Origin of the sequence: Streptomyces sp. NPDC007157 (assembly GCF_040634235.1) — a bacterium.
Taxonomy (GTDB): Bacteria; Actinomycetota; Actinomycetes; order Streptomycetales; family Streptomycetaceae; genus Streptomyces.
The window spans coordinates 103,952-123,223 of the sequence record NZ_JBEYFE010000003.1; the positions used below are offsets into that span (position 1 = coordinate 103,952).

General features: G+C 70.4%; 11 protein-coding genes and 1 pseudogene. 8 read left to right on the top strand and 4 right to left on the bottom strand.

Annotation, left to right across the window (positions count from 1 at the left end; all coding sequences use genetic code 11):
- Positions 1-21 precede the first annotated feature (21 nt).
- Positions 22-204: pseudogene (locus ABZ642_RS06055) on the top strand (hypothetical protein); the annotation flags it as partial.
- A gap of 56 nt (positions 205-260) precedes the next feature.
- Here the strand turns inward: ABZ642_RS06055 and ABZ642_RS06060 are convergent.
- Entirely contained in the window at positions 261-1,016 is a 756-nt protein-coding gene (locus ABZ642_RS06060; protein ID WP_360477843.1) for a dienelactone hydrolase family protein, read from the bottom strand.
- A 165-nt stretch (positions 1,017-1,181) separates the two neighbouring features.
- Positions 1,182-1,685 (bottom strand): DUF1203 domain-containing protein, encoded by a 504-nt coding sequence (locus tag ABZ642_RS06065; RefSeq protein WP_360477846.1) that lies wholly within the window; start codon positions 1,683-1,685, stop codon positions 1,182-1,184.
- A gap of 445 nt (positions 1,686-2,130) precedes the next feature.
- Between ABZ642_RS06065 and ABZ642_RS06070 the strand changes: the two genes are divergently transcribed.
- Together ABZ642_RS06070 and ABZ642_RS06075 are read left to right on the top strand one after the other, a co-directional pair.
- Entirely contained in the window at positions 2,131-2,553 is a 423-nt protein-coding gene (locus tag ABZ642_RS06070) for a DUF485 domain-containing protein (RefSeq protein ID WP_360477849.1), read from the top strand.
- The gene (locus ABZ642_RS06075; protein WP_360477852.1) at positions 2,550-4,166 is read left to right on the top strand and encodes a cation acetate symporter; all 1,617 of its coding nucleotides are present in this window, start codon (positions 2,550-2,552) and stop codon (positions 4,164-4,166) included. Before ABZ642_RS06070 ends, ABZ642_RS06075 begins: the two co-directional genes overlap by 4 nt.
- 75 nt (positions 4,167-4,241) lie before the next feature.
- Here the strand turns inward: ABZ642_RS06075 and ABZ642_RS06080 are convergent, their stop codons facing one another.
- Positions 4,242-8,513, bottom strand: coding sequence for a discoidin domain-containing protein (locus ABZ642_RS06080; protein WP_360477855.1), 4,272 nt, complete (start codon positions 8,511-8,513; stop codon positions 4,242-4,244).
- Positions 8,514-9,341: 828 nt separating this feature from the next.
- Between ABZ642_RS06080 and ABZ642_RS06085 the strand changes: the two genes are divergently transcribed.
- Together ABZ642_RS06085 and ABZ642_RS06090 are read left to right on the top strand one after the other, a co-directional pair.
- Complete coding sequence (locus tag ABZ642_RS06085; protein ID WP_360477858.1) at positions 9,342-10,838, top strand: endonuclease/exonuclease/phosphatase family protein; 1,497 nt, start codon at positions 9,342-9,344, stop codon at positions 10,836-10,838.
- Between the two features lie 27 nt (positions 10,839-10,865).
- Complete coding sequence (locus ABZ642_RS06090; RefSeq protein ID WP_360477861.1) at positions 10,866-12,839, top strand: phosphocholine-specific phospholipase C; 1,974 nt, start codon at positions 10,866-10,868, stop codon at positions 12,837-12,839.
- Between the two features lie 99 nt (positions 12,840-12,938).
- Here ABZ642_RS06090 and ABZ642_RS06095 read toward each other — a convergent pair whose 3' ends face one another.
- Positions 12,939-13,718 (bottom strand): TetR family transcriptional regulator, encoded by a 780-nt coding sequence (locus tag ABZ642_RS06095; protein WP_360477864.1) that lies wholly within the window; start codon positions 13,716-13,718, stop codon positions 12,939-12,941.
- A 91-nt stretch (positions 13,719-13,809) separates the two neighbouring features.
- Here ABZ642_RS06095 and ABZ642_RS06100 point away from each other — a divergent pair, with 91 nt between their 5' ends.
- The 3 genes from ABZ642_RS06100 to ABZ642_RS06110 all read left to right on the top strand — a co-directional run bounded on the left by ABZ642_RS06100 (position 13,810) and on the right by ABZ642_RS06110 (position 19,125).
- Entirely contained in the window at positions 13,810-14,943 is a 1,134-nt protein-coding gene (locus tag ABZ642_RS06100; RefSeq protein WP_360477867.1) for an NAD(P)/FAD-dependent oxidoreductase, read from the top strand.
- A gap of 329 nt (positions 14,944-15,272) precedes the next feature.
- Positions 15,273-16,793, top strand: a complete 1,521-nt coding sequence (locus tag ABZ642_RS06105) for a catalase (RefSeq protein WP_360477870.1) — start codon at positions 15,273-15,275, stop codon at positions 16,791-16,793.
- A 517-nt stretch (positions 16,794-17,310) separates the two neighbouring features.
- A complete protein-coding gene (locus ABZ642_RS06110) occupies positions 17,311-19,125 on the top strand; it encodes an arabinofuranosidase catalytic domain-containing protein (RefSeq protein WP_360477873.1) in 1,815 nt (604 codons plus the stop codon).
- The last annotated feature ends 147 nt before the right edge of the window (positions 19,126-19,272 follow it).

The window sequence follows — 19,272 nt, forward strand, 5'->3', positions numbered from 1 at the left end:
GCTCCGAAGACCCTGAACGGCATGCCGGAGAACGCTCTCGCCCACCCCAGCCCGATTCCGGGGATCCGGCACGGGAAAGGTGCCCTCGGCCGCCGGGGCTGGGCGGGGCCCATGCCGATCAGATCACACGGACCCCACGCCTACGTCTGCCAGCTCCACGCCCTCGACCAGGCCCCCGAACTGCCGGTCGGCTTCGCCCTCGACGACGCCATCGCCGCCCTCACGGGCCATGCCGTCGGCCGCGTCCGGCTGGACGGAACCTACGAGATCCGCCGGCGCCACTCGGCAGCGAGGTGCCGGGAGAAGAACCTCAGTGCGCTGTCCAGTTCGAATGCCGGGAGGTCCCCGTGTCCGCCGGGGTTGGCGTGCAGCGTCTTCTCGGTCGAGGCGAAGGCGTCGTACAGGGCCAGGCACTGGTCACGGGGCACCCGCTCGTCGTCCCACTGGACCACGAACTCCACCGGAACGGTGATCCGTGCGGCCTCCTCGCTTGAGGCCAGTGCCCCGCCGAGGCCCAACACAGCGGCCCGGACGCGGGGTTCGGCGGCGACGAAGGGTACGCCGAGTCCGCATCCCAGTGAGACTCCCCAGTAGCCCACCGAGCCTTCACCCACCTGATCGAGTTGCCGGACCGCGTCCAACACCGCCTGCCATTCCGGAACGGTCTGGCGGGCCACCAGCGCCTGGAATCCGGCGACCAGCGGCGCGAGTTCCTCGCCGGCCTCCACACGGGCCCGGTTCTCGGTCGCGATCCGGTTGTACTTCTGGTCCAACGGCCGGTCACCATGGCCGGGTACGTCGACCGCCAGCACGGCGAACCCGCACTCGGTCACGAAGCGGCGCGCACGGTCCGTGATGTCGGGGGCCTTCTTGTGCTGACCACCGCCATGTCCCATCACGATGAGAGGACGGGTCCCGGCGGCGCCTTCCGGCGTCCACAGAACACCGGGAACCTCATTCAGGACAAAAAGCTGTTCGCGGACGCCGTCGCAGGACGTTTCGGAGAGGAAGCGCATAGCGTTTCGAGCCCTTCGGGATGCCTTCTGCGGGCACTCCCCAGGCCATGCGAGGGAGGGAGGCCCGACCTGTCACAGTGTCGATCGGTCCCACCTCCTCAGTTCGCAGCACGCGCACGGCGGTGCCGAAGCTATCACGAGGGTGCTCGGTGTCGTCCGCTTCCGTCAGGGGCGGTTCACGCGGAAGTGGAAGCAGCCGTATTCGACGGCGCGGACGTGTACCTGGGCGGTCTCGGGGTCGGCGAAAGCCTCGGCCAGCGCGTCTTCGAGAGCCGCCCGGGGATCGTCGGAAAGCTCCACCATGCGGCCGCCCGTGATGTGGCCCCGGCGGTCATAGCGGCGCAGGACGCGCAGGGCGCCGGGGCGCGCCCACGGGTAGCCGGGGTTCTCGCCGGCCGGGCCACCGCAGTCCTCGGCGTGGATGAAGACCGGCCCCTGTTCGTCGTACGCCCCGGGGTCTACGTCCGTCTCCGCCGCCCACCGGCGCAGCGGGGCGTAGGAGACCAGGGCGATCCGCTCGCCCCTGGTGCTGGACCGCAGGCAGCAGCGCAGGGGCGCGTCGCCCTCGTCGTCCGGGTAGGGGCGTGGCGGGTTCCCGGCGTCGTCACGAACCCGCAGTTCCTTGAGGGTCGCGGGCGCGATGGAGAGGGGCGGGAAAGTGAGAGTCATGGGTTCAGCGTGACGCGGGCCGACCGGGGATGCTGGCGGGATCCGGACGTCGTCTCCCGGCCCGTGGCAGGTGTGGGGCGGACCGGGAGGGAACCGGAGGGTGCTCCGGGGCTCACGAGATGTGCGACGGCGCACTCTTCGAAGCAATCGCACCACCTCGCGCTCCGTTAATGCTTCATCACTCCTGGGCAGATATGCCACGGTCAGCTCCGCGCACCGCGGACCACCCCCGCCGACTCCGGCCACACCCCTGGCGGACCAGGCCGACGCCGGAGACCATGGCGCCCGACTCACACGATCGCGACGTACGAGACGTCGTCCCGGACGACCGGCGCCATCAGATTCGCACGAGCCTCGAACCGCACGGCGTGCGGTCACCCGAACCGCTCTCCCCGCTCGCGGTCCGCCACACGCGGGGCCGGATCCCCTACGAGGAGTTGCCGAAATGTCCCACGATTCCCCCGAGTTACCCTCGGATCGGCCCCCGTACGACCGTCCCTCCCCCGCCTGGTCGACCGGTCAGCTGAAGCTGTCCGGAGTGCGTCCCCCGGACCCGCACTCCGGCGCCCACCGCACCCTGCGCCTGCTGCGGCGCGCCTACCGCTGGCAACGGCGCGTGGCGACCGTCACCGCGCTCGGCTACTTCGCCGCCTTCCTCACCCTGACCGTCAAGGCGCCCTCCCTGATGGCCCGCCCGGGCCCCGGCGGCCTGCCCACCGGGCTGGTCCTGGCCCTCGTGCAGATCCCCGTCACCTGGCTCGCGGTCCTCCTCTACGAAGCCGCCGCGCACCGCTTCGTTGATCCCCTGGCGCGCCACGCCCGCCGCCAGACGCGCATGGCCGTCACGGACCGGGAGCAGGCGCCGTGACCGAGTTCAGCGGCTCCGCGCAGTCCTGGTCCCTCGTCGCGTTCTGCACGGTCGTCGCCCTCACCCTGCTGCTGTGCGTGCTCACCGGCCCGGAGGCGGACGACCTCGCCGAGTTCTACACCGGCTACCGGTCCCTCTCGCCGATACGCAACGGGCTGGCCGTCGCCGGTGACTACATCTCCGCCGCCACCGTCCTCACCATCGGCGGGATCATCGCCCTGTGCGGCTACGACGGAATCGTCCTGGCCCTGAGCGCCCTGCTGTCCTTGTTGTTGCTGATGTTCCTGCTGGCCGAACCCCTCCACAACACCGGCCGCTACACCATGGGCGACGCGCTGGCCCGCCGTCACCCGGCGCGGTCCGTGCGCGTCACGGCATGTCTGGTCACCCTGGCCGCCCTCGTCCCGATGATGGTCGTACAGCTGGCCGGGGTCGGTGAACTCCTCGCGTATGTCCTCGGGTTCAACGATCCCGGCATGAAGAACGGGTGCGTGGCCGGGGCCGGCGTCCTCATGATCACTTATGCGGCGCTGGGCGGGATGCCCGGCACCGCGCTGGTCCAGATCATCAAGACCGTGGTGCTGCTCGGCTCCGGGCTGGTCGTGAGCGTCCTGATCCTGCGCGTGTTCGGCTGGCAGCCCCAGGCACTGTTCCACGCGGCGGCCCGGCGGAGCGGGGCGGGGCCCGCCTATCTCAGGTGGGGTCTGCAGTACTCCAGCAGCCCGCATCCCGCGCTGGACATGGCCAGCACCCAGTGCGCGATCGTGCTCGGCGGTGCCAGCCTGCCGCATGTCACCATGCGGATGTACACCGCCGGCACCCCGCGTCAGGTACGCCGTGCGATGTCCTGGGCGGTCTCCTCGGTGACCCTGTTCATCCTGATGCTCACGCTGATCTGCACGGGTGCGGCCGCACTCGTCGGTCACGACCGCATCGCCGCCGCCGACGCGCACGGCACGACCGCCTATCTCCTGGGCGCCCGCGCCGCGTTCGGAACCAGTCTGTCCCGGCCGGAGAGCCTGCTCTTCGCCACCGTCACCACCGCCGTCTTCCTCACCCTCCTCGCCTCCGTCGCCAGCATGACGCTCGCCTGCGCCAACACCCTCGCCCACGACCTGACCGCGTCCCGCGCCCATCCCCCGGCTCCGGCCCGGGAATTGGCCCTCGCCCGGTTCAGCGCCCTGGCCGTGGGCATCCCCACCATCCTCCTGGCCGTCCTCGCCCAGCACCGCAGTCTTCAGCCGCTGGCCACCGTCTCCTTCACCCTCGGCGCCTCGGCCATCGCCCCCGCGCTCCTCTACACCCTCTTCTGGCGCCGCTACACGCGCCCGGCGCTCCTGGCAACCCTCATCGTGGGCACCCTGAGCGTCCTGGCCCTGGCCCCCGGCACCACCCTGGTCTCCGGGACACCGCTGTCCGCGTTCCCCGAGGCCGACTTCGCCTGGTTCCCCTACAACACGACCGCCCTCGTCTCGGTACCGGCGGGCTTCCTGGCCGGCTGGCTCACCACCGTCCTGTCCGGGCGGCGGGCCACCGCCCGTGAACGCAGCCGCTACGAGTCCCACGAGCACCACCTCCTCACCGGCCCGCCGCCACACCACTCGCCCCGGTAGTGCCGGGCCCGCCGGACACGGCGGGAAGGGGCGCCCCCGCCGGGGACGCCCCTTCCCTTCACCGCCCTTCGGAACCTACTCGACGTTGATCTTGAAGGTGCTGGTCGTGTTCTTGATGTCCTGGGCGTTGCCGCTCATCCGCAGGTTGCGGAAGGTGGCCTCGCCGACGGCCGGGCCCTGGCCGGGCTCGGGCAGTTCGTTGGCCCAGATACCGAAGCCGGACTTGGCGTCGAAGGCGTCGCCGCTCTTCTTGGAGTTGGTGATGGAGATGTCGGTGAAGATGGTGTCCTTCACCGGGAACTGCGGCTGGCCGCCGACGTAGTTGGTCTGGAACATCACGCCTCCGTAGGTGGAGTCGTCGATGTCGATGTCGTTGACCCTGATGCCCTGGAAGACCTTCGAGGCGGAGAACGCCCAGATGGCGGGGAAGACCTGGGAGCCCCAGAAGTGGCCGCCGGTTCTGTCCAGGGAGACGTTCTCGATCGTCGTGGGATCGGTGCCGAAGCCGTTCATCGGGTAGCCGAAGTCCAGCGAGGAGATCGTGATACCGGAGTAGACGAGGGTGTCGGCGACCCGGATGTTGCGGAAGGTGTTGTCGTAGCCGCCGTAGACCGCGATGCCCGCCGCCCGCCAGGTGAGGGTGGACGTCAGGTTCTCGTAGAGGTTGTTCTTCTCGTCGGCGCCGCCGGCGTCGATGGCCGAGAAGAGCGCGAAGCTGTCGTCGCCCGTGGCGCGGGCGTCGTTGTTGACCACGTGGTTGTCCGTGGAGCCGTTGGTCATGTTGATGCCGTCGGCGAACGTGTCCCGGATGCGGGAGTTCTCGATGGTCATGTTGTCGGTGTTGGCGCCCCAGTAGAGGCACACCATGTGCTCGGCCCAGATGTTGTCGATGGTGATGTTCGAGACGTTGGAGAAGTCGAACACCTTGCCCGGGCCGTCGATCCGGGACGTGTAGTTGCCGAAGTAGGCGAAGCCGGAGAAGGTCGAACCGTTGGCGCTGGCCTCGGCGCGGAAGCCCACGTCGGTGTTCTCCTGCGAGGAGGGGGCGTGGAAGCGGGTGAACCACGGCCCGGCTCCGACGACCTTGACGGCCTTGCCGTAGACCTGGAACTTGCTGGAGGTCTCGTAGTCGCCGGTGGGCAGGTAGACGCCGACGAGCTTGCCGGTGGTGTCCATGCGGACCTTGTCGAGGGCGTTCTGGACGTCCTGCTGCGTGAAGCCGGCCGGGACGGTGTAGGCGGCCGGGTCCGGGTTCGGGATCTCCGTCGCCTGTTCGAGGTTGATGAAGTCGATGGCGTAGGTGGAGGTGTTGGCCGCGTCCTTCTGGAGGCGGATCTTGGAGCCGGCCGGCACGGTCTTGCCGAGCAGCAGGTTGGCCTCGTCGTAGATGTGGCGCTGGGCACCGGAGCCGGGCGAGTTGCCGGGCGAGGTCTCGTTGCCGTAGAGCCAGGCGTACTTCGAGGTGAGGTCGATCGCCTTGAGGAACTGGCCGTCGACGTAGACGTTCAGGGTGGTGTCGGTGCCGTCCGGGATGGAGAAGCGGGTGACCAGGGTGTTGGTCGCCGCACGGGTGGTCCACTCGACGTACTGGCCGGTGCTGTTGAGCGTCACCGCCTTGCGGCCGCTCGCCTCGCCGGCGATGTCGCCGATGGTCCGGTTCGGACCGACGACCGTGGCGCCGCCGCCGACCGTGCCGTCCTCGGCCTCGTACATGTCGTAGGGCATGTCCGCGCCGCGGCCGACGAACAGGGGCTGCGTGGTGGTGTTGTTGGTGCGCTTGACCGGCAGTTCGTTGGTGTCGTCGGCGATGACCGTCTTGACGGTGTACTTGCCGTTGACGGCCGTCCACGAGCCGAGGGCGATCGGTGCGGTCGTCTGGCCGGAGGCGATCGTGCCGGTGTAGGAGCCGCTGAGCGTCTTGACCGTGGCGCCGTTGGCGTCCTGGACCGTCAGGGTGACGCCGTGGGCGCCGGCTGCCGAGGCCACCGTGCCCTGGTTCTTGATGGCGACGGTGAAGGCGACCGCGTCACCCGCCGAGGCGCTGGACGGCGTCCAGGCGACCGGCGCGGCGACCAGGTCGGAACTGGAGACCGGCTTGACGACCAGGGCGTCGGAGCGAGTGAAGACGTTGTTCGCCTCATTCTGCTCGATGACCTTGTTCGACGGGTCCACCTCGGCGCCGACCGGATAACTGCCCGCGTCCCGGCTGCCGATGCTCGCGGTGACCGTCGTCGACCCGCCGGCCGCGAGGGCCGGGACGTCCGCCGTGGCGGCCTTGGTGCCGCCGAGCGTGAAGTTCAGGTCGGTGGCCTTGGACGCCTTGCTGCCGCTGTTGGTGACGGTCGCCGTCAGGCTGATGGCGTCCGACTCGACCGGGGCGGCCGGCGAGTTGGTGATGCCGGTGACCTTGAGGTCCGGGTTGGCGGCCGGGGTGCCGATCACCTGCACCTCGGCGACCTGCGCGCCCGGGGCACCGGTGTTGGACGCGAACTTGAGCTGGATGTCGGCGGCGGCGCCGGAGACCGGGATGGTCACCGTGTTGCCGGTGGACGGGTTGAACGTGTAGTCCTTCGCCGCGGCGAGGCTGGTGAACGCCGTGGCGTCCTGGTCGCGGCCGAGCACCTGGATGTTCTGGGTGCGGGTGGACCATGCGGGGTCCGGGTTGAGCTTGACGACGACCTGGCCGAGGTCGGCGTTGGCCCCCAGCTTGGTGGTGAGGGTGGCCGGGTAGGCACCGCCCGCGCTCTCCCAGTAGGTGCCGATCTGGCCGTCGTTGGCGTTGGCGGCGACGTAGGTGAAGGTGTACGAGGAGGCCTCGATGGGCTTGCCCTGGGCGAGGTCGGAACCGGCGCCGGATCCGGGCCGGGTGACGCTGTTGCTCGCCACCGACACGTTCCCGGCCGCGTCCTTCGCCTTCACGTAGTAGGTGACCGTGGCCGTCGCCGACGGGGTGTCGGTGTACGTCGTGACGTCACCCGCCACGGACTTGACGAGCTGGTCGTTGGCGTAGACGTCGTAGCCGGTGACCTGGACGTTGTCGCTCGACGCCTGCCAGGTGAGCTTCACGTCGCTGCCGGACTGGGTGTAGGCGAGGCTGCCGGGCGCCGTGGGGGCCTGGGTGTCGCCGCTCGCTCCCTTGCGGGTGACGCTGTTGCTGTTGGCGGAGACGTTGCCCGCCGCGTCCTTGGCCCGCACGAAGTAGGTGATGTCGCTGCCGGCCGGCTGGGTGTCGGTGTAGGTCAGGACGTTCCCGGCGACGCTCGCCCGCAACTGGCCGTTGGCGTAGACGTCGTAGCCGGTGACGGCCGTGTCGTCGGTGGCCGCGCTCCAGGTCAGCTTGATCTGACCGGTGGCGGGCTCGGTGTAGCTCAGGTTGGACGGCGCGGTGGGCGCCTGGGTGTCGCCGGTGGCCGGTCCGTACACCTCCAGCTCGGACGCCTGCCCGGCGGGCCAGCCGCTGTTGGCGGTGAACAGCGCGCGCACGTACCGCGTGGTGGTCGCGTCGAACGTGATGGTCGCCGACTGGTCGTTCGAGCTGTCGAAGGTGTACGCCTTCGACGCCGTCAGGTCCGTGAAGTTCTGGTTGTCGGTCGAGCCCTGGATCTTGAGCGTCTGGCTGCGGCTCGGCCAGCCGCTGGGCAGCCGCAGCGTCACCTGGTTGACCTTGACCGACGAGCCGAGGTCGACCTGGAGCCACTGCGGGAAGGCGTTGTTCGTGCTCTCCCAGTAGGTGTTGCGGTTGCCGTCTCCGGCGTTGGCCGCGCCGTAGACGTCGGCGTGGCCGCTCTCGCTGAAGGGCTTGCCCTGGGCGAGGTTGGGGGTCGAGGCGGCGGCCGTGAGGACCTGCATCTCGGCGAGCTGCGCGGTGCCGGCGACCGAGTTGGCGCTGAAGTCGGCCCGTACGTACCGGGCGAGGGTGGCCGGGAAGGAGACCTTCACCGTGTTGCCGTCGCCGGGGCTGAAGACGTACTGCGCCGACGACTTGAGCGTGGCGAAGCTCTTGCCGTCGGCGCTGCCCTGAAGTGCCAGCGTCTGCTTGCGGGTCTGCCACTGCTCGGGCAGCCGCAGCACGACCTGGCGGACCCGCTCGGTCCGTCCGAGGTCGGTCTGGACCCACTGGGCGGACTTCTTTCCGGCCTGCCAGTAGGTATCGGTGTCGCCGTCGGTGACGTTGGCGGCCGCGTGTGCGGCGCGGGCGCTGCCCGCCTTGGTCCTGGCGTCCGCGGCGGCGTTGGGCCCGCCGGCCGCGTGCGCGCCGACGGCGGGCAGGCCCAGAACCATCACGGCGGAGGCGAGCACAGCGGTCGCTGCGCGCCGTCTCCAGGATCTCGGCTTGTGTCGAGTCATGCGGGGTCGCTTTCTGCGGAGGCTCGCACGCCGGAGGGGCGGGCGAGGGCGGCTCGTTCCTGGCGGAGTGGTGCAGAAAGGTGCGGGGCCGAACGGGTCTCTGCGGTCTCTCTGTGGAGCGATGACACGATGGCACTGTGCGCAGAATATTGCGTTGTTTCATCGAAATATTGCAGAGAGCTGTGAGCCGGTCCACAGGCAGGACGGCACAAGTTTCACCAGAAACGCTCATGACTCGGCGGTCCAGGCACCCTGAAGGCAGCCAAAGAGCAAGCTTCCAGGTGCACTTCACGCGACCGGACACCCCGGTCCGCCACTCGCGTGTGCGCTGTGCGCTTGCGTCACCGGACCGCAAGCGAACGCAAGTAGCGCAAGAATTTGCACGATCGCGCGACGCGCGCCTACAACTGCGACGTGCACGTCTCCCGTCGGAGCACCAAGCGGCTGGTCCTCGCCGGCTGGAGCGCGGATCAGCGACGGCTCTCTCGGACTGTGCACAGAGCGCAGTCCGGGTCGACTGCGGGACGGTCGGCCACGCGGGCTGCTCGGGTGGCCGCCCGGACGAAGTGGCGCCACCGCCCGCCCTGCTCGCCGAGAAACCCGGCAAGTTGTCGACCTCGCAGGTCAACGGTCGTATTCCGACGTGCCCTTGGCCACCCGTCGTGCACCGGGAAGTCTCAGAGTGCCGTCTGTTCCCCGGCCGGCGGCCACCCTTCGTTCACGTGTCCGTCGCCGCGGACCGGCTTGCTGTGGGGCGAAGTTATATAGACAACTTTGCTCACCCGGGCGTCGTCGCGACGGCGTCCGGGGCGGAGAGGACCCAACACCGTGCAATCCCTCTCACAGGTCGCCGCGGCCGGCAGCAGCATCGGCTCGGGGACGGCCACCGGCGACTCGATCGAGCTGACGACACCCCATCCGCACGAGGGCGACAAGGTCTCCTTCCACTGGACGACCGCCGCGCCCGACCCGAAGAACTGGATCGGCGTCTACGACGGTGACCGGCAGCCCGGTCACGGCTCTTCCCTCAGCTGGGAGTACACCCCCGGCACCGCCGGCGACATCACGCTCGACACCTCCGGGCTCGGCGCCGGGACATACACGGCCTATCTGTTGGCCAAGGACGGTTACGGCATCCTCGCCCAGACGGCGCCGTTCACCTTCGCGGTCCGTCCCGTGGTCCCCCGTCCGCACGCGGTCGTGGACGCCGTGACCACCGCCGCGCAGACCGCGGGCACGTCCTTCTCGGTATCCCTGGGCGGCCTGTGGATCAGACCTGAGGGCAATGCCCCGGGCAGCGCGTCCTTCCGGCGGGTGTCCGGCGACGCCTGGCTGTCGGTGGCGGCGGACGGCACCGTCAGTGGCAAGGCCCCTTCTCTCGGGCAGCGCACGCCCGGCCGCGTGGTGGTCTCCGTCACCGACAGCGCCGTGGGCAGCGACACCGTGACCGTCCAGGTACCGGTACGCGGCTCCCGGGACCGGCTCCGGCTCAAGGTCGCCACGCTGAACCTCTGGGACGGCGGCAGCCACGTCGACGGGTTCCTGGAGAAGCAGTCGCGGCTGGTGCTCACCCAGGGCCTGGACGTCGTAGCGCTCCAGGAATGCGGTGCCGAGGGGGCTACCGACCTCGCCGCGGCGCTCGGCTGGCACGCGCAGCAGGCCGGTGGCCTCGGCATCATCAGCCGTTATCCGCTCACCGATGTCGTCGCCCCGACCGCCGCGCTGCCGGCCGCCGCGGTGACGCTGCGCCTGCCCGGCGACCGCGCGGTGCGGGTGTGGGCGGCCCAGCTGGACGAGGCGGACTACGGCCCCTACACGGTGCCCGCGGGCCGGACCGCCGCGCAGGTCGAGGCGGCGGAGAAGGAGACGGTTCGCTACGCGCAGGCCAGGGCGCTGGTGGCCGCGATGCGACCGGATCTGGCGTCCCGCACCCCCGTCGTCCTGGCGGCCGGTCTCGCCTCGCCCTCGCACCACGACTGGACGGACCGGACCTCGTCCGCCCACCAAGGTGCCGGCCGGGTGCGCTGGCCGGTCACCGAAGTCCTGGAGCAGGCCGGTCTCGTCGACGCCTTCCGCGAGGTCCACCCGAACCCGGCGAAGGCCCCCGGCACCACCTGGTCCCCCGTCAGGCCCCAGCACGAGGGCGGCGGTGCGGAACCGCAGGACCGGATCGACCAGATCCAGTACGCGGGACGGCTGCGGGTGCTGGAGGCCCACAGCCTGTTCACCGGCTGGCCGCGGCCGGTGCCGGACACGGCCGCCAACGGCTGGCCCTCCGACCACGCGGCCGCCGTCGTCACGTTCTCCCTGTCCCGCCGCGGCTGACCCGAGCGACCCGAAGGACTTCATCCCATGACCGAGATCAGCCGCCGCACCTTCATCGGCACCACCGCCGCCACGGCCGCCGTCGCCGCCACCGCCGGGCTTCCCGGCAGCGCGGAGGCGGCGGGGCGCGACACGTACGGCAGCATCGCCGACGTCAGACACGTGGTGATCCTGATGCAGGAGAACCGCAGCTTCGACCACTACTTCGGCACCCTGAACGGCGTCCGGGGCTTCGGCGACCGGCAGGCCGGCGTCCTGCCCAACGGCGACCCGGTGTTCCGCCAGCCCGACAGCGGCCGTAAGGAGGGCTATCTGCTGCCCTTCCGCATGGACACCACCAAGTACAACGCGCAGAACGCCGGCGGCCTCCCGCACGACTGGGACACCGGGCACACCGCCGTCGACGGCGGCGCCATGGACAAGTGGGTGTCCGCCAAGGGCGAGCGGACCATGGGCTACTTCACCCGCGACGACATCCCCTACCAGTACGCGCTGGCCGACGCCTTCACCCTCTGCGACGGTTACCACTGCTCGCTCAACGGCCCCACCGACCCCAACCGCCTCTACCTGTGGACCGGCACCGCGGGCCCCGGCACCGACGGCACCACGGGCCCGTGGACCGACAACACCCCGGTCACCGGCAACCCGGTGGCGGACTGGACGACCTACGCCGAACGCCTGGAGCAGGCGGGCGTCAGCTGGCGCGTCTACCACAACCCCGACGGCACCGACGACCGGTACGGCGACTACGACGACAACGCCCTGTCGTACTTCCGACAGTTCCACGAGTTCCCCAAGGACGACCCGCGGTACGTCAACGCCATGACGAAGTTCGACCTCACGGCGTTCGACCAGCACTGCAAGGACGGCACCCTGCCCACCGTCTCGTGGCTGGTGGCGCCGTACCTGTTCTGCGAGCACCCGGCGGCCAGCCCCGACTACGGCGCCCACTGGGTGAACACCGCGCTGCAGTCGCTGTTCGCCAACCCCGAGGTGTGGAAGCACACCGTCTTCCTGCTCATGTACGACGAGAACGACGGGTACTTCGACCACGTCATCCCGCCGTCGCCCGAGCCGGGCACCAAGGACGAGTTCGCGAACGGCAAGCCGATCGGGCTGGGCAGCCGGGTGCCGCTGTGGGCGGTCTCGCCGTGGTCGCGCGGCGGCTGGGTCAACTCGCAGGTCTTCGACCACACGTCGGTGCTGCGGTTCCTGGAGCGGGTCACCGGGGTGCGGGAGCCCAACATCTCCGACTGGCGGCGCACCGTCTGCGGTGACCTCACCAGCTGCTTCGACTTCACCCGGCCCGACTACAGCATCCCGAAGCTGCCGGACACGGTCGCGCTGATGGCGAAGGCCGACGCGGGCAACGCGCTGCCGACGGTGAAGATACCCGACCAGCAGTCCATGCCCGCGCAGGAACCGGGACAGCGCCCGCACCGCCCGCTGCCGTACCGCCCGTGGGCCGATGTCACCGTCGACCGCACCACCGGCAAGGTCACCTGCACCCTCACCAACGACGGCGCCGTCGGCTACCACTTCACCGTGCTGCCGAACATCGAACTGCCCTTCACCGGCGTACCGTTCACGGTCCCGCCGCGCTCCTCCCGCACCTACGTGTGGGACGCCGCCACGACCGACGGCCGCTACGACTTCTCGGTGCACGGCGCCGACGGGTTCGTCCGCCGCTTCGCCGGGACGGTGGTGCGCGACGGCCAGCACGATGTGGCGGCGCCGTCCGTGAAAGCGGCGCTGACGCACACCGCACGTCCCCAGGACGCCAGGATCGAGCTGGAGCTGCGCAACGACGGCGGCACCGAGGCGGCCTTCACCGTCACCCCGAACGACTTCGCCGGCCGGGAACAGACCGTGTGGGTCAAGGCGGGCGGCCACTCCCGGCTGACCTGGCACACCGACGAGGGCCGGTACGACATCACCGTCACCGCGGGCACCGGGACCCGGTTCGCCCAGCGTTACGCGGGGACCGTGCACGCAGGCTGAGCGATGCGAGGCGGGGCCGGACACGGGCTGTCGAGTCCGTGTCCGGCCCCTTGTGTGGTCCGGCCCCTTCTGTCGTGGGGAGTCGGGGGGGCGGTGTGCTCAGTGCGAGCCGGTTTCGCGCCGGCCGGGTGGGGTGCCCGGGTGTCCGCCGGGCGGGTGGAGGGTGGTGATGCCGGTGAGGACGAAGTCGATCCCGGCGAGGAACTGCTCGCGGTCGTCGTGCTCGCGCATCTGGTCCGCGACGGCCCGGGTGAACGGGTAGTCGTCGGGGTCGAGCTCCTTCCACGCCGTCGAGACGGCGCCGAGAAACTCCGCTCGGTCCGTGTCGGGGCCGGGGACACCGGCGTTCACGGCGTTCTGGCCCGCGGCGCCGAGGATGTAGTGCAACAGCGCGGAGGTCGCCGTGAACCAGCTGCTCTCGGGCACGCCGAGCGCGCGGACCTGTCGGCCGATGCTCTCGAAGATCCGCGCAGTCACCGTCCCCCAGGGGTTGCGGGAGAGCTGCACGGCGAGCTGGGTGGCCAGCCAGGGGTGTTCCTCGATCGCACCGGACAGGCCGAGCGCGACGGCGCGGATCCCGTCCTGCGGTGAGCCCGCGGGATCGGCGGTATCGATGAGACCGGGGGGATCGGCGGCATCGGCGGCATCGGCGGCCAAGGCTGCCGCGACGACGCCCTCGGTGGCGGCGCCGAGCAGCTCGTCCTTGTTCGCCACGTGCCAGTAGACCGCCCCGGGGCCGGTGGCGAGGCGCTCCGTGAGCGCCCGGAACGTCAGTCCGCTCTCACCGGCCGCGTCGAGCAGTTCGACGGCGGCCTCGACGATGCGTTCCCGCGAGAGCGCCTCTGTGCGCCGCTGTGACCGGCGCGTCCGCGTTGCCATGCCGCCATGTTGACACATCTGGAGCACCGTTCCAACATGGAGCACTGTTCCATTCTGGAACGCCGTACCAGAGATATGGGGGAGAGCCACCATGCGCACTCACGTCACGATCATCGGCGCTGGACTCGGCGGCCTCACACTCGCCCGCGTCCTGCACGTGCACGGAATCCCGGCCACGGTCTACGAAGCGGAGCACTCCGCGACGGCGCGGGCGCAGGGCGGGATGCTCGACATCCATGAGAACAACGGCCGGCCGGCCCTTGAGGCGGCCGGCCTGATCGAGGAGTTCCGCGCTCTCGTCCTGGAGGGCCGCCAGGCGGCCCGGGCCCTCGCCCCGGACGGTGCGGTTCTGCACGACGAACCCGACGACGGCACCGGGGGCCGCCCCGAGGTGCTCCGCGGCGAGCTGCGGAGGATCCTGCTCGACTCGCTCCCGGCCGACACCGTCCGGTGGGGCCACAAGGTCAGCGGTGTCCGTGCCCTCGGCGACGGCCGCCACGAGGTGACCTTCGCCGACGGCGGCTCCGTCACCACGAGCCTGCTGGTCGGCGCGGACGGCGCGTGGTCACGGGTCCGGCCGCTGCTGTCCGACGCGGTGCCCGAGTACGTCGGCACGTCGTTCGTCGAGACCTACCTCTTCGACGCCGACACCCGGCACCCGGCCACCGCGAAGGCGGTCGGCGGCGGGGCGATGTTCGCGCTGGCGCCGGGGAAGGGGATCCAGGCCCACCGGGAGAGCGGCGGGACCCTGCACACCTATGTGGCACTCCGCAGGACGCTGGACTGGTTCGCTGGTGTCGACTTCACCGACACCGGCGCGGCGGCCGCGCGGATCGCGGCGGAGTTCGACGGCTGGGCACCGGAGCTCACCGCGTTGATCACCGACGGCGAGACCGCGCCGGTCCTGCGCCCCCTCCACACCCTGCCCGTCGAGCACCGGTGGGACCGAGTGCCGGGGGTGACGCTGCTCGGCGACGCCGCCCACCTCATGGTCCCGAGCGGCGAGGGCGCCAACCTGGCCATGTACGACGGCGCCGAACTCGGCAAGGCCCTGGCCTCGCACCCCGACGACACCGAGGCCGCGCTCACGGCGTACGAGCAGGCCATGTTCGCCCGCAGCGCCGAGGAGGCCATCGAAGCCGTCCAGCTCCACGAGCTCATGTTCGGCGACGACTCGCCCCACGGCCTGATCGCCATGTTCACCGGAGCCGAGCGGACGTCGTGAGCCACTCGCCGTGCGGCCCGTGAGATCCGTGAGGCGGCCGGGCTGCTCGGCGCCGGGCCGCGTTCCCGAGTGGCGGCACCGGCCCGGTGGGACCAGGCTGGATGCCGGACAGCCCGGCCCTGCCGCGTCGACCCGGCTCCTCGGGAACCGGGCGCACGGGTTTGCCCGGGACCCGCAGGGTCACCCGCAGACAGTAGGAGCCCGAAGACTCCGGAAGCCAAAGACGCGAGCACATCCGTACGGCACCCCCCGGGGCGTGGCCACAGGTGCACCCGCCGGTCCTGGGACAGCGGGAGGACCGGCTGCTCCGTGTGGAGAAAGGCAGACTCATGACGCAGAAACCACCCCTCACCACCACCGACTCCGGTGCCCCCGTCGAGAGTGACGAGCACTCGCTGACCGTGGGCCCCGGGGGGCCGGTCCTGCTGCAGGACGCCTACCTGATCGAGCAGATGGCGCAGTTCAACAGGGAGCGCATTCCCGAGCGCCAGCCGCATGCCAAGGGAAGCGGCGCGTTCGGTCACTTCGAGGTGACCGAGGATGTCAGCGCCTACACCATGGCCGGCGTCTTCCAGCCCGGCACCCGCACCGACCTGGTCATTCGTTTCTCGACGGTCGCCGGTGAGCGGGGCAGCCCCGACACCTGGCGCGACCCTCGCGGCTTCGCGGTGAAGTTCTACACCAGCGAGGGCAACTACGACATGGTCGGCAACAACACCCCGGTGTTCTTCATCAAGGACCCGATGAAGTTCCAGCACTTCATCCGGTCCCAGAAGCGCCGCGCCGACAGCAACCTGCGCGACCACGACATGCAGTGGGACTTCTGGACGCTCTCCCCGGAATCCGCCCACCAGGTCACCTGGCTGATGGGTGACCGGGGCATCCCGCGGACCTGGCGCCACATGAACGGCTACACCTCCCACACCTACATGTGGATCAACGCCAAGGGCGAACGGTTCTGGGTGAAGTACCACTTCAAGACCGACCAGGGGATCGAGTTCTTCACCCAGCACGAGGCCGACCAGATGGCAGCCGTCGACACGGACTACCACATGCGCGACCTCTTCGAGCACATCCGTGACGGCGAATTCCCGAGCTGGACCCTCTACGTGCAGCTCATGCCGTACGCGGAGGCCGCGGGCTACCGCTTCAACCCGTTCGACCTCACCAAGGTGTGGCCGCACAGCGACTATCCGCTGGTCCCGGTCGGCCGGATGACCCTGGACCGCAACCCGACCGACAACCACGCCGAGATCGAGCAGGCGGCCTTCCAGCCCAACAACTTCGTCCCCGGCATCGGGCCCAGCCCGGACCGCATGCTGCTGGCGCGGCTGTTCTCCTACGCGGACGCCCACCGGCACCGGATCGGCGCCAACTACCAGCAGCTCCCGGTGAACGCTCCCGTCGTCGACGTCCACACGTACTCCAAGGACGGGGCGATGGCCTACCGGAAGACGTCCGATCCGGTGTACGCCCCGAACTCCAAGGGCGGTCCGGCGGCGGACCCGGCCCGGTTCGGCCCACCGCCGACCTGGGAGGCCGACGGCAGGATCACCCGCGCCGCCTACGTGTCCCACCCCGAGGACGACGACTGGGGGCAGCCCGGCACGATGGTGCGGGAGGTACTGGACGACGCCGCCCGCGACCGTCTGGTCGACAACGTCGTCGGGCACCTCCTCGACGGCGTCACCGAACCCGTGCTGCAGCGTGCCTTCACGTACTGGTCGAACATCGACGAGACGATCGGCAAGCGCATCGCCGACGGCGTACGGGCCAAGGCCGACGAGAAGGACCCCAAGGCCGCCGAACAGGGCAACCCCGCACGCGGTTCCATGCAGCACAAGGCCTGACCTCGTCCGACTGACCGAACCCCACAGAACAGGAACACGCGCCACGGGCCGAGCGATCCGCTCGGCCCGTGGCGGCGCGTCCGGCCTGTCGTCGGCCATTCCGCCGACGGTTCGGTCGGTGCCGTGGACCCGGCCGGCGCGCGCCTGCACGGCCGCCGGTGCGAGCACCGCGGTGGTGCGCGGACGTGTTCGCCGTCGCGGTGGCGATCGCCGTGGCTGCCTGGTCCCGACTCAGCCGGGTCCACTGACCGGCGGCGTCCGATTCACCCACACCCCGACAGCAGCCCACGCTCCCGAACTTGGTCTGAACCAAAAAGGGAACAATTGTTGACGCGGTCGAACAGGGTGCGTAGGTTCCGGGCCGAGCCGATCGAAGAGCTGTGTCGCCGCGCCGTCGGTGCGGCCCTCCCCCACTCCGGCCTCGAAGGGACTTGCCATGCGTGGTGCCCCGTCCCCCTGGAATGTCATGACCTCGCCAAGACCATGCACCGGACCACGGACGTGGCGGGCGCGCGTCATGGCCGTGCTGGCCTCCCTCGGGCTCGCTCTGGGGCTGCTGCTCGGGCTTCCGGCCGTCTCACAGGCCGCCGGCTCGCTGCCGTGCGACATCTACGCCGCGGCCGGCACCCCGTGCGTGGCCGCGCACAGCGTCACCCGCGCGCTGCTCTCCTCCTACGCCGGCCCGCTCTACCGGGTGACCCGTGTCTCGGACGGCGCGACCACCGACATCGGGCTGCTGACACCGGGCGGGTACGCCGACGCGGCGGCCCAGGACGCCTTCTGCGCGACCGGCGGAGGCTGCCGGATCACGAAGATCTACGACCAGAGCGGCCGGCACAACGACCTGACGCCGGGGCCCGCCGGTACCGCCGGCATGGGCGACGACCGGGGCGCCGACGCCTCGGAGCTCGCCGTCACCGCGGGCGGCCACAAGGTGTACGGCGTCTGGATCTCCCCGGGCGTCGGCTACCGCTACACCGGCGTCGCCTCCGGAGTCGCCGTCGGCGGTCAGCCCGAGGGCGCCTACATGGTGGCCAGCGGTACCCACGTCGGATCCGCCTGCTGCTTCGACTACGGCAACGCGGAGAGCACCCCGGCCGACACCGGCAACGGGCACATGGACGCCGTGTCGATCGCCACCACCTGCTATTTCGCGCCCTGCACCGGGAACGGGCCCTGGGTGGAGGCCGACCTGGAGAACGGCATGTTCCAGGGCGACAACGGCTCCAACACGGCGAACCTCGGCAACAGCAGCACCTTCGTGACCGCCGTCCTGAAGAACAACGGGCAGACCCGGTACGCCCTCAAGGGCGGTGACTCCCGGTCCGGCGGGCTCACCACCTGGTGGGACGGCGCGTTGCCCACCCGGGGCGGCTATCAGCCCATGCACCAGGAGGGCGGGATCATCCTGGGGATCGGGGGCGACAACAGCAACTGGAACCGGGGCACCTTCTTCGAGGGCGTCATGGTCTCCGGCTATCCCACCGACGCCGCCGAGAACGCCGTCCAGGCGAACATCGTCTCCGTCGGCTACAACGGCCGGACGGACGTGCCCAACGGTCCGCAGGGGACGATCACCGGTCCCGGCGGCAAGTGCGTGGACGTGGCGGCGGACGACACCGGTACCGATGGCGCCGCCGTACAGCTGTGGGACTGCCAGACGTATGCCGAGGACCAGCACTGGACGCACAACCCGGACGGTTCGCTGTCCACGCTCGGGCGTTGCCTCGACATCGAGAACAACGGCACGACCGGCGGGGCCAGGCTGGAGCTGTGGGACTGCAACGGGGTCGGCGGCCAGAAATGGGTCCAACAGGCCGACGGCTCCCTCCTCAACCCACAGTCCGGACGCTGCCTCGACTCCCCCAGCGGCGCCACCGCCAACGGCACCCGCCTGCAGATCTGGGACTGCAACGGCTCCACCGCACAGAAGTTCTCGGTGAACGGCGGAGGGCCGGTCAAGGGTCCGGGCGGCGCGTGCGTGGACGTCGCCGCCGACGACACCGGCGCCGACGGGGCCGCCGTACAGCTGTGGGGCTGCCAGTCGTACGCGGTCGACCAGCACTGGTACCACGGTTCCGACAACTCGCTTGCCACGTTGGGGCGTTGCCTGGACGTCGTGGGCAACGGCACGGCGGGCGGCACCAAGGTGGAGCTGTGGGACTGCAACGGGGTCGGCGGCCAGAAATGGGTCCAACAGGCCGACGGCTCCCTCCTCAACCCACAGTCCGGACGCTGCCTCGACTCCCCCAGCGGCGCCACCGCCGACGGCACCCGCCTGCAGATCTGGGACTGCAACGGCTCCACCGCACAGAAGTTCAGTCTGAGCTGAGCGCGGGCGCGAGCCAGGGGCCTCTTCCCGGCCGTGGCAGTTTTCCGTCGAAGGGTGTCACCCATGCCACTGGGAGGTGAAGAGGCCGCTGGCTACGTTCGGTGCGTACCCGGCGGCGGCCGGGTGCTCCGCACTCGGAAGGGCCCG